Consider the following 21,275-nt stretch of genomic DNA (forward strand, 5'->3'; position numbering starts at 1 on the left):
ATGAAAAGATTATCTTCTTTACACCAAAGTTTAAAAACTGTTGTTTGTCTTGGTGCGTTATTCTTTTTATCGGAAGCCGCTTCAGCGCAAACTTGGATCTGGTATCCAGGTGATTTTGAAGTTTGGTTAAGCAATAAAATGCAGGTTAGACGTACAGAACGTGAAGCAGTATTTCCACCGCTTTGGCAATATTACAGTCCTTATGCTTTGGTAACTTTTCAAACAGAAGTAGATATTCCGGAAGCTGACGAGGTAAAAATCTATTCGGAAGGATCTTTTCAATTGCTTTTAGATGGTGTTCAGGTTTACGGGCAGCCAAAATCAATAAAAATTCCCGCCGGTAAACACAAAATTTCATTTAAAGTATACAATCAGGAAGTGTTGCCGGCTATTTATATCGCAGGTAAGTTTGTTAAATCGGATCCATCCTGGAAGGTGACCAATGAAGATAAACTTTGGATTGATGAAAATGGAAAAGCACAACAATCAGGTACACCATGGGTACCTGTTGGTTCCTGGAATTTTTATTCACCAGAGAATAAGCCTTCCGGGTTTAAACTGACAACCAAACCTTTGAATGCAAAAAAAACAGAAAAAACAGGAGCTGGTGCGTTGGTAGATTTTGGTAAAGAAACTTTTGGTTATATTAAAATTCACGGCTTAAAAGGAAAAGGTAAAGTAGCACTTTATTATGGTGAATCTCGTGAGGAAGCGCTGGATTCTGCCAGATGTGAAACACTAGACCATTTATCTTTTGATGGAAGCCAGCCTGAAACCTATACACATGATGGATCCAAAGCATTCCGCTATGTGCAGGTACAAGCAGATGCAACGGTAAAATATGATTCTATTTCGATGCTTTATGAATATTTGCCATTAGACTATCGTGGAGCATTCAAATCTTCAGACCAGGAATTGAATAAAATTTGGGATGTGTCGGCGTACACGATGCATTTAACAACTCGCGAATTTTTTATAGACGGGATTAAACGCGACCGTTGGGTTTGGTCTGGCGACGCTTATCAAAGCTATCTAATGAATTATTATTTATTCTTTGATTCGGCTTCGGTAGAACGAACGCTGTTGGCTCTTCGTGGTAAAGAACCTGTGACGGCTCATATTAATATCATAATGGATTATTCTCTGTATTGGTTTGTGGGTGTTTACGATTACTATTTACATACTGGCGATACGAAATTCATCAAAACTTTTTATCCAAGAATGAAATCACTTATGGAATTCTGCTTAAAAAGAAGAAACACAAACGGATTCCTGGAACCATTAGAAGGTGATTGGGTTTTTATTGATTGGGCGAACGGATTACCAAAAACCGGCGAGGTTAGTTTTGAGCAAATGCTTTTAGCAAGAAGTTTAGAAGCCATGGCAGTTAGTGCTAAAATTGCAGGTGAAAAGGATGATCAACAACAGTATCAAAAATTAGCTGATGATTTAAAAACAAAATTATTTGATGTGTTTTGGGATAAAAAGGAAAACGTTATGAAGCATCAGCGTATAGACGGTAAAATGCAGAACATTGTAACCAGATACGCTAATATGTTCGGTATTTTTTTCAATTATTTTAGTGAAGAGCAAAAACAAAGTATAAAAAAGAAGGTATTGCTCAATGATGATATTCTTCAAATCACAACACCCTACATGCGTTTTTACGAGTTGGAAGCCTTGTGTGCTATGGGCGAACAAGATTATGTGCTGAAAGAAATGAAAGAGTATTGGGGCGGAATGTTAAAAGAAGGCGCAACCTCATTTTGGGAAGAATACAATCCAACCAAAAAAGGAACAGAACATTTAGCGATGTATGGACGCCCTTATGGAAAAAGTCTTTGCCATGCCTGGGGTTCTAGTCCAATTTATCTATTAGGGAAATATTATTTGGGTGTAAAACCAACTGCTCCAGGTTATGCAGAATATGAAATCAAACCCAATTTAGGCGGATTACAATGGATGCAGGGAAAAGTACCAACACCAAATGGCGAAGTTGAATTGTACTGCAGCACCAAAGAAATAAAAGTAAAAGCCGCTGATGGTGAAGGGAAATTGATTTTCGAAAGTCAAAGCAAACCAAAAACGAATTCAGGAACGATTACAACATTGACTAAAAATAAATATCAGTTGATTGTGAAGCCGAATGTTGAATATAGAGTGAGTTATAAAGCGATTTGAGTTTTTTTAGTGCTTAGTGATTAGCCCATAGTTTGTAACTTAAGTTTTAAAAAGAAAAACAATGTTCTCAAAAAATACAAAATACAATTTCAAATTAAAAACTGCTTTCCTAATGCTGTTTGTGATCTGCATTCAAGTTTCGGCACAAAATACTGCGAGGAAACCAGCCCCATTTGAAGTAGTCAATAAATACAAAACCTTCAAAACCACCCAATACGCACATGTATTTTCGGGCAGTAAACATAACATCGTTCGATTAGCACCAGAATTAGAAGGTTTAACGGGTGTTGAACTTCCTTTAAGTCAATATAAAAACGGAACAAATACACCGTTGCAATTAAAGTTTAAAGAAAATGTTCAGGTATTAATTGGCGTTTTTCAAGAGAAAGAAACCCCGGATTATCTTCAACTAAATAATTCGGCGAAAGCCAAATTAATCTTGGAAAATGGAATAACGATAACAGGTTTGCCACCCGTAAATGTGTATGCCATTTCCTATTCAAAAGGAACTCAAATTATAAATCCAGGAAAAGGATTATTTACCGTTTTAGGAATTATAAAAGACAGTCAGCAATTAACTTTTAGAAACGCAGCACTTCCAGATGGAAAATTGTGGAACCCAACTTTTATCGTCGAAGGATTTTCAGATGAACAACCACTTTTCGAAATCATTGGTGGAGAAAACAAAGCCGTTGTAGATGAAGGAATGCCAGGAACAGAAGGGATTCAGGGAGGCTTTGAAGGCGGTCGCGTGGTGAAAGTAGGAGATACTTATCATATGTTTCCAACGGAAAGAGCCGGAGAAAAAGGAGTAGATTATTATTACGATCGTGTAAAAACCCGAATTGGTCACTGGACCAGCAAAGATGCCATTCACTGGAAAAGAGAATCAACGATTTATCAGGCAAGCGGAACGTACGCCGTAACCGAAGATGATAACCCAATGAATGATCGCCGTGCCGCAATTTGGTCGTATATGCCGGTTTTTAACGAAAAGGCAAACAAATGGTACGGCTATTATTTAGCATATACAGTTAGTAAAACAATAGAACCAAATCATTCTTTTGGAAGAATTTGGCGTTGCGAATCAACAGTCGAGGGAATTGACGGAATTGGCGGCCCATACAAAGATATGGGAATCATCATGGAACCGGGACTAGATTCACAACCATGGGAAGGACGCCAGGGTGTAGCTTCTTTTTTCCCTTATAAAGTGGGAGATAAATACTTTGGTTTTTACAGCGGTGCTTATCCTTTTAATTCCTGGGCAGATTATCCAAAGAAAACCGGAAAAGGTTGGTTTGTAGCTTTGGCAGAATCAAAAAGTTTAGAAGGACCTTGGCAAAGAATGAATAAAGGTCTGGAACCAATAAAATCAATTCATCCGCAGTTTGTAGAAAATCCAATCGTAAGTCAATTACCAAACGATTTGTACATCGCCATTTTTGATGGAGGCCCGGACGGGTGGGGACATCATTTACCAAATATGATTGGATATTCACTCTCGAAAGACGGAATCAATTGGGGAGAAGCACGCTACCTGCCCATAGAAACAAAAGTCGATAAATGGTGGGATATCATGAGAACACCACTTTGCCTGATTCCGGAAGGAAATGATGTGTATACAATAGTTTACGCCGCCATAGATCTGAAAAAAAGATTTCACCCAATGGGAATGGTTAAAGTAAAGTTGAATAAAGACGTAATGGAATCTAGATTGAAAGAGTTGAAATAGAGTCAAGAGGAAAGAACCAAGATTATAGAGAATAGAATATAGAAACTTTGCGACTCTGCGACTGCGAAGATTATTTCACCAGCATAGATTCCAGAAAAAAATAAAAAAACTAGTGCCTTAGCGCCTTCGTGGCTAAAACCAAAAACATGAAAACCAAATACCTAATTATTACCCTTACTGCACTTTTCATAAGCAGTTGCGCAACGACTAAATATAAGAAACGAGAAATCAACGAAACCGTAATGCAGGAGATTTACAACGAAATCAAAACGCCTTATAAATACGGTTTGGTGATGGTTCCAACAGATAACTCTTACAAAATGGATTGTCCGAGTGTTTTTAGAAAAGACGGAAAATGGTTCATGACGTATTTGATTTACGGTGGAAGAGGTTACGAAACCTGGCTGGCAGAAAGTGATGATTTATTGCATTGGAAACATTTAGGAAAAGTAATGTCTTTTTCTGAAAACGAACAACATTGGGACGTCAACCAAAAAGCAGGATATATTTCGTTGCAGGATCCAACCTGGGGAGGAAGCTACGAATGGGAAAAATATGAGGATAAATATTGGATGAGTTATTTTGGTGGAGACAGCAAAGGGTACGAAGCCGGAGTTTTGTCTATCGGAATGGCGTACACGAAGGAATCTCCAACAAAAGCACATGAATTTCAACGTTTAGAAAAACCGGTTTTAACGCCAAAAGACAATGATGCCAGATGGTGGGATAATAGTACCATGTATAAAAACAGTGTGATTCGTGATAAAGATAAATTGACAGGACACAATTTTATCATGTATTACAATGCGCGTGGTGATAGTTTAAATCCTGCTAAAGGCGCAGAACGTATTGCTATGGCAGTATCGAACGATATGAAACAATGGAAGCGTTATGGCAATAAACCTTTAATCAATCATCATAAAGGAATTTCAGGAGATGCTTATATTCAGCGTATTAATGATACCTGGGTGATGTTCTATTTTGGAGCTTTTTGGACGGGTTGGAATCAAGGTGCATTTAACCGTTTTGCAGTTTCGAATGATTTAGTAAACTGGACCGACTGGAAAGGCGAAGATCTTATCAAATCATCTGAACCTTATGACGATATGTTTGCGCATAAATCATTTGTGGTCAAATATAATGGAGTAGTGTATCATTTTTATTGCGCCGTAAATAAAGCAGAACAAAGAGGAATTGCAATTGCATCCTCGAAAGATTTGGGTAAAAGTGAAATGAATTTTGTGGCGCCGCCGGAGAAAAAGGAGAAGAAATAGTTATAAGTTATGAAATACGTTAATACTCTTTACTCAAAAAATAAACAATAACATTTTTGTGTCAAAAATGATGACTCCGTAGGAGACACTGGTCGGTAGAAAAACAAATTATCGTAGAGAAAAAATTATGTCCCGTAGGGACATTTGAAATAATAATAATGAAATACAATATAAAACCAATGTTTACGTCAAAATCAAAATATAAAAAATCATTTTCCATTTTTCGATTTTCGATTACATTTTACATTTTACTTCTAACAATTGGAGCCCAGGCACAATCCGTAACCGGAGAACCTGCCGGAATTCCTGAATTGCACAAAAAATACGAATTTGCTCCGTGGGAAGATCCAACGGTGACGAGTATCAACAGACAACCTTCACGAGCAACGGCGTATTCGTATGCAAATGTTGAAGATGCACTAAAAGGCGACAGAACCAAAAGCCGACTTAAAATGCTAACCGGCGATTGGGATTTTAAATATGCCTCAAATCTAAAAGAAGCTTCAAAAGATTTTTATAAAGGAAGAGTTGCCGGTTGGGACAAAATCGAAGTGCCATCGAACTGGGAATTAAAAGGCTATGATATTCCGATTTACAAAAGTGCGGTTTATCCTTTTAGACCTATAAATCCGCCTTTTATACCTAAAGATTATAATGGAGTGGGTTCGTACCAACGCACTTTTACCGTTCCGGAAAATTGGAAAGATATGACCGTTACATTGCATTTTGGTGGCGTAAGTTCTGGTTTTCAGGTTTGGTTGAACGGAGAATTTTTAGGATATGGAGAGGACAGTTGTCTGCCATCAGAATTTGATATTACGCCTTATTTGAAAGAAGGAGAAAATGTAGTTTCGGTACAGGTAATTCGCTGGACAGATGGTTCATATTTGGAAGATCAGGATCACTGGCGTGTGAGTGGAATCCAGCGTGAAGTTTTCATCATGGCTGAACCAAAATTACGCATTCAGGATTTCTTTTATCAAACCAAATTAGACAAGGAATACAAAGACGCTTCTTTTCAATTACGTCCAAAAGTAGAAAATCTGACAGGCGAAAAAATCAAAGATTATACATTTCAGGCACAATTATACGATGCCAATAATGTGGCTTTATTTAAAGAACCACTTAAAAAACCAGTGATCGATATGATCAACGAAAGTTATCCTCGTCTGGATAATGTACGTTTTGGAATGTTTAAGGAAAACATTGCTAATCCAAAAAAATGGAGTTCTGAAGAACCTAATTTGTACACTTTGGTAATGTCGATAAAAGACGTCAACGGAAATATTACAGAAGCAAAAAGCTGTAAAGTTGGTTTCCGATCCATCGAATTTTCTAAAGAGAATGGAAAAATGCTCATCAACGGAAAAGAAACTTATGTATATGGTGTAAACCGTCACGATCAGCATCCGACAAAAGGAAAAGCGGTAAATCGAGAGGATATCAAACAGGATATTACCACGATTAAAAAGTTCAATTTCAATTTAATCAGAACCAGCCATTATCCAAATGATCCTTATTTTTATGAGTTATGTGATCAATACGGAATCATGGTTATGGACGAAGCGAATCAGGAAACACACGGAATTGGCGGAAAATTAAGTAACGATCCAAAATGGACCAATGCGTATTTAGAGCGCATGACCCGAATGGTAGAAAGAGATAAAAATCACCCATCTGTAGTTTTCTGGAGTTTAGGAAACGAAGGAGGAAAAGGACCAAACCACGCCGCAATGTCGGGTTGGGTTCATGATTTTGATATCACGCGCCCTGTGCATTACGAACCAGCACAGGGAAATCCGAGATTAGAAGGTTATATCGACCCGCTTGATCCGAGATATCCTAAAACGATCGATCACGCTTATCGATTTGAGAACCCGCAGGATGAACCTTATGTTGATATGGTAAGTCGATTCTATCCGGGCGTTTTTACTCCTAAATTTTTGGTGGATCAAAAGAAAGATACACGACCAATTATTTTTGTGGAGTATTCTCATGCTATGGGAAATTCAGTTGGAAATTTAAAAGAATTATGGGATGAATTCCGTTCGCTTCCAAGAGTAATAGGAGGTTGTATCTGGGAATTTAAAGACCAGGGATTAGTAAAAAAAGATCCGGCAACCGGTCAGGAATTTTTTGCCCATGGAGGAGATTTTGGCGAAAAATACCATGATGGAAATTTCAATACAAAAGGGATTGTTGATTCTAACGGAAAACCAAAAGGATCGATTTATGAAAATAAATGGATTTATCAGCCAGCGACAAGTACATTAAAAGATAATTTTCAATTAGAAATTAAAAATCGTCAGGCCGTAAAATCCTTGGCAGATTATATTCCGGTTTTGAAAATTTTAGAAAACGGAAATATTATCAAAACTCAAATTCTAAAACCTTTCAATTTAGAAGCCGGACAATCTACCGTTTTAGATGTAAAACAATATTTGCCGAAATTGAAAAAGGATACAGAATATTTTCTGAATATCGAATTCCAGCTTTCAAAAGAGGAACTGTGGGCTTCTAAAGGTTACGCTGTCGCGGAAGATCAATTTCTGTTGAAAAAATCAGATGTTGTACTTGATTTTAAAAACGAAAAAGATTCAAAGTTTAAGGCCACAGAAACCGATTCTGATTTTAAAATCAAAGGAAAAAATTTCGACATCAACATCAGTAAAACAAATGGAGCATTGAATTCGTATGTTTTCAATGGTGAAGAACAGGTTTTTGCTCCCCTGTTGCCTAATTTTGTTAGACCACTTACGGATAATGATAAAAGAGGATGGAAATCGCATAAAGTTTTAAAGCCATGGTATCAGGCTAAACCAAAATTGGTGAATACAAAAATGGCAATCGCAATTGATGGAACCATAATCACCAGTGATTACGAAATCATCAAAGACAGTGCGCAAGTACAAGTTGTTTACAAAATCAATGAAAATGGAGTTATTAAAGTTGATTACAATTTAAAAGCGACAAACAAATTACCAAACATTCCAAAAATCGGAATGCAAATGGGAATTCAGAGAAAGTTTGACCAAATTTCATGGTATGGAAAAGGAGAGTTAGAGAATTATATTGACAGAATTTTTGGATCTTTCGTTGGAAAATATTCGTTGCCGATTAATGACTTTTTGGAGCACTATGTAAAACCTCAGGAAAATGCCAACAGAACCGAAGTAAGATGGATGGCTTTTACAACGCCTCAAAAAAATAGAGGTTTATTGGTGGTTGATGATGCCAAAGTTTTAAGCATGAGCGCCTGGCCGTATACACAGGAAAATTTAAGCGCTGCCAAACATACTTTTGATTTAAAAGATCCGGGATTTTTAACTGTAAATATAGATTTGATTCAGATGGGAGTGGGAGGAAATGACAGTTGGACGGCAGTTGCACAGCCTCTGGAACAATATCAAATTAAATCAGGAGATTATCAATATAGTTTTTATTTGGTTCCGTTTTCAGCAACGAAAAATGGATTGGAAGAAAGTTTGAAAAGGTTTAAATATTAATTTATGGCGTTAGACCTAACAGGTTTTAAAAACCTTTTAGGTCTTTGCTAGTAATAAGTATAGTTTGTCATTCCGACGAAGGAGACTCGAGAGATAGCGACTGGCGAAGCAAATCCCCGCGAGAAGCTTGACAAAGATTAGAGATTTAATATCAAATATAGCCCGAGGTTTCAACCTCGGGAAACGTATTGTGAAATTACGTTACGTTCCAATGGTTGAAAACCATTGGCTATGTTTTGTAATGACAAATTAAACCCGACAAGTTTTAAAACCTGTCGGGTTTGCCAACGAAATAAAGCAATAATAATGTTTCAAAAAAAACACCTCTTTTTAATGTTACTTCTTGCGGGATTCGTTTCCGCACAGGAACTTCATAAAAAAGAAACAACCGAGTTTCAAGCCACAATCGAATCCTCAAAACCCTGGGTATATTGGTATTGGATGAAATCGGCTTATTCTAAAGCAGGTATCACAGCCGATTTAGAAGCGATGAAACAAGCCGGAATTGCAGGTGCCTATTTAATGACCATAAAAGGTCCGGCCAATCCACCATTAATAGATCCGCCCGTTTTGCAATTGACACCGGAATTTTGGGAGATGATAAATTGGGCTTTTAAAGAAGCCAATAGATTAGGATTAAAAATGGCTTTTCATGGAGCCGATGGTTTTGCTGTTGCAGGCGGCCCTTGGATTACACCAGAAATGTCGATGCAAAAAATCGTTTGGTCAACAACTGAAATTGCCGGAGGAAAAACGATTACTTCAAAATTACCAGTTCCGGAACATTACAAAGACTATTATAAAGACATCGCGACTTTTGCTATTCCCATAAAAGAATATCAGACCACCTCGCAACTACAATTACCCAAAGTTAGCACTTCAAATAATACAGATGCCTCTTTTTTGGCTGATCCTAAAAAAGATGAAAATTTTAAGTTTGCCGAAAAAGGATGGATTCAATATGAATTTGCTCAGCCCTTTACCTGCAAATCAATCGTAATTGAAACCAAAGGAAGAGATTTTCAGGCGCAGCGCTTAATCGTTGAGGTAAGCAATGACGGAGTTAATTTTAAATTCCACGAAAGGATGGTTGCCCCGCGTCACGGCTGGCAGGATATGGATTTCCCACATACGCACACGATTACACCCGTAACTGCAAAATACTTCAGATTTGTTTATGATCCTGTTGGTACAGAACCTGGTGCCGAAGATTTGGATTTTGCCAAATGGAAACAGAATTTGAAAGTGAGTAAAATTACGCTTTCGAATCAGGCATTGATTGATAATTACGAAGGAAAATCAGGAGCAATTTGGCGTTTGAGTCCGGAAACTACATCAAAACAAATTCCGAATACAGAGTCTTTCAAAAAATCAGAAATCATCAATATTACCAATTTAGTGGATGCTAATGGAAACTTAAACTGGAAAGCACCAAAAGGGAAATGGAAAATTATCCGAATGGGACATACTTCTACCGGACATGAAAATGCTACTGGCGGAGCCGGAAAAGGTTTAGAAGTTGACAAATTTAATCCCGAATTAATTCGTTTTCAACTCGATCATTGGTTTGGCGAAATGGTCCGTACTATCGGACCTGATCTGGCTGCTAAAACTTTAGAGATCCTACATTTTGATAGTTGGGAATGCGGAAGCCAAAACTGGTCTTCCGTTTTTCAGGCTGAATTTCAAAAAAGACGCGGTTATAATTTAGTGGATTATTTACCTGTAATGGCTGGAATTCCTGTTGAAAGTGCTGATGTTTCAGAGAAAGTTTTATATGATGTTCGAAAAACAATTGCCGAATTAGTAGCCGATAATTTCTATGGAACTGTCGCTCAAATCGCCAAAGAAAATAACGTAAAGCTAAGCTCAGAAAATGTTGCGCCTGTAATAACAAGCGATGCGTTATTGCATTTTAAATATGTAGATTATCCGAGTGGGGAATTTTGGTTAAAAAGCCCAACACACGATAAACCATTTGATATGATAGATGCCATTTCTGGCGGACATATTTACGGAAAAGATATTATTCAGGCGGAATCTTTTACGGCTTTACGAATGGATTGGGACGAGCATCCTGGGAATTTAAAAACAACAGCCGACAGAAATTACGCTTTAGGAATTAACCGATTATTTTACCATGTTTTTGTACATAATCCGTGGACAGACAGAAAACCCGGAATGACTCTGGATGATATCGGAAGTTTTTTTCAAAGAGACCAAACCTGGTGGAAACCCGGAAAAGCATGGTTTGATTATTGCCAAAGAGTGCAATTGCAATTGCAAAAAGGAAAACCGGTTATTGATTTAGCGGTTTTTATTGGTGAAGATTTTCCGTCTCGCTCTCTTGTGCCGGATCGTTTAGTGCCGTTTATTCCGAATGTGTTTGGTGCTGCAAGACTGGAAAGCGAAAAAATACGTTTGGAAAATGAGGGGCAACCAACGACAAAAATGCCGAAAGAAGTTACGTATTCTAAAAACAATACCGATTTATCGCAATGGATAAATCCGTTAAATGGGTATCAATACGATTCTTTTAATGCCGATGTTTTAATCAACAAAGCCAAAGTCGAAAACGGTAAAATATCTTTTGGTGGCGGAATCGAATACGGCGCTTTATTATTTCCGGGAAGTCATAAAATGGCTCCGAATAAAATGATTTCTTTGGCTGCAGCCGAAAAAATGTTGCAATTAGTAAAAGAGGGAGCAACTATTTTTGTGGATGAAAAACCAGATTTACAACCTGGAATGCATTCAGATGAAGATCATAAAAAATGGCAAAATGTTATTGATGAAATCTGGACAAATAATTCTAATGTATCAACGTGGAAAATCGGAAAAGGAACGATTATTAAATTACCTTATTTAGGAAATGATTTTGCTTCAATTGGAATTGAACAAGATCTTTATTTTCCTAAATTAAACCGAGCCGATTCAGAGACAATCGCGTGGACACACAGAAAATCGAATGAAGAAGAAATCTATTTTTTATCCAATCAAAAAGGAGAAAAAAGAAGTTTTGAAGCTTCGTTTAGAGTAGCAGGAAAAATTCCTCAATTATATAATCCGGTAACGGATAAAACGACTGTTTTATCTGATTGGAAAATAGAAAATGGAAGAACTATTATTCCAATTGTACTGGAAGCGAACGAATCTTGTTTTATCATTTTTAAAGAAAATACCAAAGAAACACTTTCTAATAAAAAGCAGAATTATGCCGATTTAGAAACCGTTCAGACTTTAGATGAAAATTGGGAAATACAATTCGATCCTGCATTTCACGGACCAAAAGAAGTGGTGAAAACAAATAAACTATTTGATTGGAGTACTTCAACAAATGATCAGATTAAATATTATTCAGGAACAGCAGTTTATAAAAAGGATTTTATCTCGAAAGGAAAACCCAACGAGAAATTCTGGCTTGATTTAGGAACAATTGCCAATATTGCTGAGGTAACCGTAAACGGAATCAACTGCGGAACAATATGGACTTTTCCTTATAAAGCAGATATTTCAGAAGCCTTAAAAAAAGGAAAAAATAGCATAGAAATTAAAATCACAAATACCTGGGCAAACCGATTAATTGGCGATGAAAAATTACCAAAAGAACAAAGATTAACCTGGACAACAGCACCTTTTAGGTTACATGAAGGAATATTATTAAAAGCCGGATTGTTGGGGCCGGTTACGATTGTGAAAGAAAAAAAATAAATTTCATCTAGTTTCAAATGAGTACAGACAAAATATGTCGCTCCGATGGAGCTATTTTTTGGGATGTTATTTCTTTCTATAAATATACCGTCCCGATGGGACTAAAAAACTCCGTAGGAGTGAAATGTTTATAGAAAAAGGAATGTTTGAGATTAGTTTAAGCTCCAGAGGAGCGACATCTATCTAAGATAATTTTAAGAATAAAATAAAATGAAAGATTGTAAACACATTTTTATTGCCTTGATTACACTTTTAGCAAGTTTCCAAATCAACGCAAAAATCAAATTGCCGGCCTTGTTTTCAGATAATATGATGTTGCAGCAAAAATCTAATGCACCAATGTGGGGCTGGGCTGAAAAGAATGGAAACCTGACCATTAAAACGTCATGGAATTCCAAAATCTACAAAACAAAAGCCGACAATCAGGGAAAATGGAAAACAGCCTTGCAAACACCAGTTGCCGGAGGACCATTTACAATTGAAGTTACAGAAGGAACTGAAAAAGTAATCGTAAAAAATGTATTAATTGGAGAAGTTTGGTTGTGTTCAGGACAGTCCAATATGGAAATGCCTTTGAAAGGTTTTCAGGGACAACCGGTAACAAATGGAAATAATATTATTGTGAGATCGACCAATAAAAACATTCGTTTAATTACGATTCCGCGTGCTACAGTTTTAGAACCTTTAACCGACTTTGAAGGAAAATGGGAAGTGGCTTCTCCAAAATCGACTTCAAATTTCAGTGCAACAGCCTGGTATTTCGGTTCGCTTTTACAGGAAGTTTTAGATGTTCCGGTAGGATTAATTCATGTTTCGTACGGCGGTTCAAGCATGGAAGCGTGGATGAATCAGGAAATGTTGAAAGATTTTGCAAGCGTTAAAATTCCAACTACGAAGGAAGAATTGGCAAAAGATCCCAATCGTGTACCAACGACTTTGTTTAACGGAATGCTCTCACCGGTTATTGGTTACGGAATCAAGGGCTGTATTTGGTATCAGGGTGAATCAAATTACGAAAGAGCTTCTGAATACAAAGACTTAATGAAAAAAATGGTGAGCAGTTGGAGAGCGTTGTGGAAACAAGGAGATTTCCCTTTTTATTACGCTCAGATTGCACCTTTTAATTATGCATCATTTCATCCAAAAGATTATTTAGATAAATACAATTCCGCTTATTTGAGAGAAGCGCAATTGAAGGCAACAAAGGAAATTCCGAATTCGGCAATGGCGGTTTTAATGGATATTGGGGAAGAAAATAGTATTCATCCAATGGATAAAGAAAAAGGCGGAAACCGATTGGCATATCAGGCTTTGGCAAGAACTTATGGTTTTGAGGGTTTCGAATTCGAGAGCCCGAAATACAAATCAATGGAAATAAAAGATAATTCTGTAACCGTTTCTTTTGATGATGTTGCGAACGGAATTACCTCATATGATAAAGAAGTTTTAGGTTTTGAACTGGCGGGAGAAGACAAAATATTTTATCCTGCAAAAACCGTAGTTCGCAGAAAATCAGTAGTTTTAACTTCGGATAAAGTGACAAAACCAGTGGCGGTTCGTTACTTGTTTAAAGACTTTGTAAAAGCAGAATTGTTTAGTGCAGGAGGTTTGCCTGTTTCTTCTTTTCGAACAGATGAGTGGTAGTCGATTAAACCTTTTATAATATAGGAAGTCTAATTAATTCATTTAAGTTATTTACTTAATTAGTTAAAGATTTGGATTAAGCCTGACCGGTTTTAAATATCTGTCAGGTTTGTATTGAAAACATTAAATATAAAGTGGACCTCCACTTTTAAGAATTTTTACGTCTAAACAAATAAGTGTGAAAAATACAATAATATTATTTTTTCTTTTCACCACGCTTTTCATAAAGGCGCAAACTCCTGTGCTTGAAAATTATAATCCCGTTTGGAATACACAAAGTACTAATTCATCAGAATCAATGCCTTTAGGGGGAGGTGATATAGGTTTGAATGTTTGGGTTGAAAAAGGAGATTTATATTTCTACTTTTCGCGCAGCGGAACTTTCGACGAACATAATACATTATTGAAACTTGGTCGCGTAAAAGTTACTTTAATACCAAATCCGTTTAAGGATAATGAAGGTTTTCGTCAGGAGTTGGTTTTGAAAGACGGTTATATTTCAATTGCTCAAAATAATACTAAAATCAAACTTTGGGTTGATGTTTTTAAACCGGTAATTCATCTGGATTTAGAAAGTAAAACAGATCTAAAAATGACAGCTTCTTACGAAACCTGGCGTCATTTCAATCGTACATCAAAAGGGAAAGAAAACAATGCGAATTCTTATAAATGGGCGCCGCAAGGTGAAATATTTACTTTTAAAGATTCGGTTTCAGTTGAAAATAATGGTATCCAATTTTACCATAGAAATAGAGCGCAAACCGTTTTTGATGTTGCCGTAAAACAACAAAAAATGGAATCGGTAAAAGATCAAATGTTGAATCCTTTGGCGAATTTAACTTTTGGCGGATTCATGATGGGAATCAATTTGAAATCGGACGGAACTTATTCCGGAAAATATCAGGATACCGATTTTAAAGGTTATTCACTTTCAAGTATAAAACCATCCAAAAAACAGGAACTTCAAATTCATTTATATACCAATCAATCTTCTCAACAATCTTCTTGGGAAAAAGGGTTAAAAGATCAAATTTCAGATTATAAAATCAATTCTAAAAAAGCAGAAAAAAATACCATCAACTGGTGGAATAATTTTTGGAACCGCAGTTTTATTTATACCCAAAAAACGAATACAGCCGAAAAAGATTCGGTTTATCAAATCGGAAAAAATTATCAGTTGTTCCGATACATGTTGGGATGTAACGCTTACGGAAAGTATCCAACAAAATTCAACGGTGGATTGTTTACGGTTGATCCGGTTTTTACCAATCCCGATTTAAATTTTACACCCGATTTCAGAAATTGGGGTGGAGGAACGATGACCGCACAAAATCAAAGACTAGTTTATTTTCCGATGTTAAAAAGCGGTGATTTTGACATGATGAAATCGCAATTGGATTATTATTTGAGTCTGCAGAAGAATGCCGAATTAAGAAGTAAAGTGTATTGGAACCATAACGGAGCCGCTTTTACAGAGCAATTGGAAAATTTTGGCTTGCCAAATCCGGCCGAATACGAATGGAAACGTCCTGCGGATTACGATCCGGGAATGGAATATAATGCATGGCTGGAATATGAATGGGACACCGTTTTTGAATTCTGCCAAATGATGCTGCAGCAAAAGGAGTTTGCAAAAGAAGACATTCAGAAATACAATTCATTCATCATAAGCTGCCTTCGTTTTTTTGATGAACATTATCAATATCTGGCCAAACAAAGAGGCAGAAAGGCTTTAGACGGAAACGGAAAATTGATTCTATTTCCGGGTTCAGGTGCCGAAACCTATAAAATGGCAAATAATTCTAACAGCACTATTGCCGGTTTGCAGGTGATTACAGAAAAGCTTTTAAACCTTTCTTCAACACAATTATCGAAAGAAGAATTGGAGTACTTAAAAGGTTTTCAAACCCGAATTCCGCCTTTGAATTTTGGTACAATCGAAAATCATAAAGTATTGGTTCCGGCAAAATCGTGGGAAAGAGTGAATAATTCTGAAGTACCACAATTGTATCCGGTTTTTCCTTGGGGAATTTACGGAGTAGGAAAACCTGATTTAGAAACGGCTTTAAATACCTGGAAGTACGATGCTGATGCTATTAAATTTAGAAGCTATATCGGTTGGAAACAAGATAATATTTTCGCTGCAAGATTAGGTTTAACCGAAGAAGCTGCAAAATACAATCTCTTAAAAATGAGTGATTCGGAAAGAAGATTTCCGGCATTTTGGGGACCGGGTTTTGACTGGGTTCCGGATCATAATTGGGGTGGTTCCGGAATGATTGGTATGCAGGAAATGTTGCTGCAGGAAGCCAATGGGAAAATCTATCTTTTTCCGGCCTGGCCAAAAGAATGGAATGTTCATTTTAAATTATACGCCTCTCAAAATACTATTATAGAAGCAGAGCTTCAAAACGGAATTACAAAAATTATTAAAGTGATTCCTCAGGAAAGAGAAAAAGACATTATAAATCTGTTAGGGATTTCAATAGAAGAAAAGAAAAAATTAGACTAACTAACTATTACCAATTACAATGATAAAGAAATTATTAAGTGCTGCTGTTTTGTCAATACTTTTGGCAACAAACGGACAGGCACAATCAGCTGGGAAAACAGCTGAAAAACAAATCGTTAAAGTCGATTTCGATTTTTCGGGACGAAGAGTTGAAGAAGTAGGTGATCCAAATTATAGTTCATGGCCAATAACGGAACAAACCGAAGCGGAGAAATCTTTTAATAATGTAAAATTCAAATTAAAAGGAAATTTTTCATCGAAATGGTTTAAAGTCGGAATGAGCGCGCCATTTTATAGCCGATTAACAAGTGATGGTTTATTTACGGATAAAAATCTGGAACTTACAATAAGCGGATTAAAATCTGGACAACACTCGTTGCTGACTTTTCATAACACTTTTGACAAGATTGAAGGAAAGTCATATGCTCCTGTAAAAATATATGTAAACAATAAATTGGTAGAAACGGTAGCGTCCAGCAATAGGGCAACTTCGACTATTGAGGCGGCAACCGCTTATATTGTATTTAATGCTCAGACCGGTAAAAATGTAGTGATCCGTTTTGAATTAGATTCGAAAGATCCCAATTTAATTCAGCAACTGGTCATTAACGGGTTTGAAATCGATACTCCAAATCTTAAAAAACAAGCACATACTCCAAAACCAGAAGATGCAGATGCGCATGTTGTTTTGGGAGATAAATTTATGTTGAACTGGCAAGCTTCAAAAGAGGCTGTTGCTCATAAGTTGTACTTCGGAACAGATAAAAAAGCAGTGACAGACGCTACGGATAAGTCACCGGAATTTAAAGGAAAACAAACAGACACTAAATTTGCTGTTGCTGATTTGTACAGTATGACAACCTATTACTGGCGTATTGACGAAGTCGATGTAAAAGGAAATACAACTTTAGGAACCGTTTGGTCATTCAAACCAGCACAATTGGCTTTTCCCGGAGCTGAAGGATACGGACGTTTTGCCGTAGGTGGAAGAGGAGGAAGAGTAGTTGAGGTTACGAATTTGGATGATAGTGGTCCGGGAAGTTTTCGCGCTGCGGTAAACGAAGGAACCGGTCCTAAAACTATTGTATTTAATGTTTCCGGAAATATAAAATTAACAGATCGCTTAGTGGTGAATAATCCGTATATTACAATTGCAGGACAAACTGCTCCGGGTGAAGGAATTACGATTAGTAAAGCGCCAGTTGGATTAACTGGAAACGATGGAATAATCCGATTTTTGAAAGTTAGAATTGGAAGCGGAAAGACGTATGACGGAATGGGACTTACAGGTGCCAATCATAGTATTATTGACCACTGTTCTATCAGCTGGACAATTGATGAATCTTTCAGTTCACGTAGTGCACACAACATTACTTTACAGCGTACTTTAATTTCTGAGGCATTGAATGTGGCAGGACATGATAAATATGAAGTTGGAAAAATGCACGGATTTGCCGCTACAATTGGTGGTGATGTGGGTAGTTTTCACCATAATTTATTGGCACATAACTATGGTAGAAACTGGAGTATTGGTGGAGGTTTAAATGGCGATGGATATTACACAGGAAGATTGGACATCAGAAATAATGTCGTTTACAACTGGGGACAAAGAACAACCGACGGAGGTGCAAATGAAGTAAATTTCGTAAATAATTACTATAAGCCAGGTGCTTCAACTAAATATTTCTTTGCTTTGAATGCACAGCATGAAGGCGTTGGAAAAGGAATGCAACGTTATTATTTTGATGGAAATATCATGCAGGGCCACTTCGATGAGAAAACTCAGGAAAAAGGAAGAACATCTACAATTTCGCATAATGAAATTGTGAAGTATGAAACTTTTGTTGATAAACCATTCTTTGAATCTTATGTAAAAACAGAAAGTGCGGTAGGTGCTTATAAAAATGTCCTTTCGGATGTTGGAGCAAGCGAACCGTTTTTTGACAAACATGATAACCGAATTATTGAGGAAACTTTAAAAGGTACTTTTACTTATAAAGGAAGCAAAAGCGGTTTAGGCGGAATGATCGATTCTGAAAAAGATTTGGGTGACTTAGGTGAATATGCTAGTGAAAAACGTGCTGCAGATTGGGACACCGATCATGACGGACTGCCAAATTGGTGGGAAACAGCAAAAGGATTAAATGAAAATTCGAAAGCAGGAGATTTTGCTGACACGAATTTAGATGCCGACAAAGATGGTTTCACACAATTGGACGAGTATTTAGACTGGATGGCGCAACCACACTTTTTCATTACTTCAGGTGAAACGAAAGAGTTTTCGGCAGCTGATTATTTTAAAGGATATGAAAAAACACCGGTTTATACTTTCTCAGATCTTAAAAATGGAAAAGTAGTTTTAAAAGGAAAAGACATTCAGTTTACGGCTATCGAAAAAGGATTTGCTTCTGTAATAATCACAGTTAAAGATGCCGATGGAGATACAATGAGTCGTATCATAAATTTCTTTGTAAAATAAAAAAATGGAACGCGGATGACGCGGATTTAAACGGATTGACGTTGATCTTAAATAATAATGTGATTAAATAAATCTGCTCAATCTGCCAAATCTGCGAGCTAATTATTTTCACGCAGATTTGGCAGATCGGGTAGATAAAAAATCCGCTTAAATCCGCGTCATCCGCGTTCCAAATCATCACAATACCAAATCAAATGAAAAAGAATATCATCATATCAACGTTTTTAATCTCAACTTCATTCTTTGCTCAAAATAAAGGGTTAGTGGCAAATTCAAACAGCCCCTATTCTAAATTGCAAAGTGTGAGTTTAGAAGATGTGAAATGGACAGCTGGTTTTTGGAAAGAGCAATTTGATGTTGAGACCAAAAGCACCTTGCCTTATATGTGGGATTTGTATCATAACGATTCGATTTCGCATGCCTATAAAAATTTTGAAATTGCTGCCGGAGAAAGTAAAGGAACTTTCAAAGGACCTTCGTTTCATGATGGTGATTTTTATAAAATTTTCGAAGGAATGGCGGCAACTTATGCTGTTACAAAAGACAAAAAATTAGATGCAGAAATGGATAAAGCCATTGTGCTGTTTGCAAAAGTACAGCGTAAAGACGGTTACATTCATACACCGGTTTTAATTGATGAACGTTGGGGAACTTTGGGACCTGAAGAAGTAAAAAAACAATTGGGTTTTGAAAAATACAATATGGGGCATTTGATGACTGCTGCTTGTATACATTATCGCGCTACAGGAAAAACAAATTTTCTGGATATTGCAAAAGGTGTAGCCGATTATCTATATGATTTTTACAAAAAAGCATCACCGGAATTGGCCCGAAATGCAATTTGTCCTTCACATTATATGGGAATTGTAGAGATGTATCGCACCACTAAAAATCCGAAATATCTTGAATTGGCGAATAATTTAATTGATATCAGAGGGACTACAAATGATGGAACCGATGATAATCAGGATAGAATTCCGTTTAGGCAACAAACCACAGCAATGGGCCACGCTGTAAGAGCGAATTATTTGTATGCAGGTGTTGCCGATTTATATGCAGAAACCGGAGAAAAGAAATTATTAGACAATCTGGAATCGATTTGGGATGATGTAACCTACCGCAAAATGTACATTACAGGAGCTTGCGGTGCTTTGTATGATGGCGTTTCTCCAGACGGAACTTCTTATAATCCAACCGATGTACAGAAAATCCATCAAGCTTACGGAAGACCTTTTCAATTGCCAAATGCAACGGCTCACACCGAGACCTGTGCGAATATTGGAAACGTTTTATGGAATTTTCGAATGCTGCAAATTACCGGCGATGCCAAATATGCCGATATTGTAGAGTTAGCACTTTATAATAGTGTTTTATCTGGAATGAGTTTAGAAGGAACAAAATTCTGCTATAATAATCCGTTGAATGTTTCTAAAGATTTACCTTTTAAGCAAAGATGGAGCAAACAACGTGAAGGATATATTGCTTTGTCAAATTGTTGTGCACCGAATGTAACACGTACTATCGCTGAGGTTAATAATTACGCCTACAGTATTTCAAAAGAGGGTCTATATGTTAATCTATACGGAAGCAACACTTTAAAAACTACCCTGCCAAACGGCGAGAAAATCGAAATTGAGCAACAGACCAATTATCCGTGGGATGGAAAAATTACATTGAAAATTGTAAAAGCTCCAAAAGAGGCACAATCATTTTTATTACGAATTCCGGGATGGAGTCAGGATGCTGTAATTTCAATTAATGGAAAAAAATTGGATGCTGAGGTAGCTTCAGGAAGTTATTCAAAAGTAAATCAGAAATGGAAAAAAGGTGATGTTATTGAATTAAATATTCCAATGCCTGTTGAATTGATGCAGGCAAATCCGTTGGTAGAAGAAGTTAAAAATCAGGTTGCAGTAAAAAGAGGACCGATTGTTTATTGTTTAGAATCGGATCAGCTTCCTGCAAATACTAATATTAATGAAGTTGTTTTGAATGCAAATTCGGTATTTACAACCAATTTTATTGAAATAAATAATAGACAATTACTAACTATAAATGCAACTTCTTTAATTGATCAGGATAGTTCGTGGGATAAAAAGCTTTATCAGCCGGTGTCTGCTAAGAAAAGTAAGGAGTATAACTTAAAATTAATCCCCTATTTTGCCTGGGGAAACCATGGTGCAGCAGAAATGACGGTGTGGATGTCACATTGATTTTGCTTTTAAGCCCCGGT

At 36.8% G+C, this 21,275-nt stretch carries 9 protein-coding genes; all 9 read left to right on the top strand.

Going from position 1 to position 21,275, the window contains the following annotated elements:
* The 9 genes from IHE43_RS05135 (at position 1) to IHE43_RS05175 (ending at position 21,255) form a co-directional block, all read left to right on the top strand.
* A complete protein-coding gene (locus IHE43_RS05135) occupies positions 1–2,181 on the top strand; it encodes an alpha-rhamnosidase (protein WP_192186978.1) in 2,181 nt (726 codons plus the stop codon).
* A gap of 61 nt (positions 2,182–2,242) precedes the next feature.
* Positions 2,243–3,916 carry a hypothetical protein gene (locus IHE43_RS05140; RefSeq protein WP_192186979.1) on the top strand — a complete coding sequence of 558 codons (1,674 nt, stop codon included), beginning with the start codon at positions 2,243–2,245 and terminating at the stop codon, positions 3,914–3,916.
* 146 nt (positions 3,917–4,062) lie between these two features.
* Complete coding sequence (locus IHE43_RS05145) at positions 4,063–5,190, top strand: glycosylase (RefSeq protein WP_192186980.1); 1,128 nt, start codon at positions 4,063–4,065, stop codon at positions 5,188–5,190.
* Between the two features lie 158 nt (positions 5,191–5,348).
* Positions 5,349–8,696 (top strand): glycoside hydrolase family 2 TIM barrel-domain containing protein, encoded by a 3,348-nt coding sequence (locus tag IHE43_RS05150; protein ID WP_225585386.1) that lies wholly within the window; start codon positions 5,349–5,351, stop codon positions 8,694–8,696.
* A gap of 333 nt (positions 8,697–9,029) precedes the next feature.
* Positions 9,030–12,407, top strand: a complete 3,378-nt coding sequence (locus IHE43_RS05155) for a glycosyl hydrolase (RefSeq protein ID WP_225585388.1) — start codon at positions 9,030–9,032, stop codon at positions 12,405–12,407.
* Between the two features lie 210 nt (positions 12,408–12,617).
* Entirely contained in the window at positions 12,618–14,051 is a 1,434-nt protein-coding gene (locus IHE43_RS05160) for a sialate O-acetylesterase (RefSeq protein ID WP_192186982.1), read from the top strand.
* Between the two features lie 178 nt (positions 14,052–14,229).
* On the top strand, positions 14,230–16,563 hold the full coding sequence (locus IHE43_RS05165) for a DUF5703 domain-containing protein (RefSeq protein WP_225585390.1): 2,334 nt from the start codon (positions 14,230–14,232) through the stop codon (positions 16,561–16,563).
* Between the two features lie 19 nt (positions 16,564–16,582).
* The gene (locus tag IHE43_RS05170; RefSeq protein WP_192186983.1) at positions 16,583–19,042 is read left to right on the top strand and encodes a polysaccharide lyase family 1 protein; all 2,460 of its coding nucleotides are present in this window, start codon (positions 16,583–16,585) and stop codon (positions 19,040–19,042) included.
* Positions 19,043–19,236: 194 nt separating this feature from the next.
* Positions 19,237–21,255 carry a glycoside hydrolase family 127 protein gene (locus IHE43_RS05175; RefSeq protein ID WP_192186984.1) on the top strand — a complete coding sequence of 673 codons (2,019 nt, stop codon included), beginning with the start codon at positions 19,237–19,239 and terminating at the stop codon, positions 21,253–21,255.
* Positions 21,256–21,275: the final 20 nt, after the last annotated feature.

It is taken from the genome of Flavobacterium sp. MDT1-60, assembly GCF_014844035.1.
In the GTDB taxonomy this organism is placed as follows: domain Bacteria; phylum Bacteroidota; class Bacteroidia; order Flavobacteriales; family Flavobacteriaceae; genus Flavobacterium.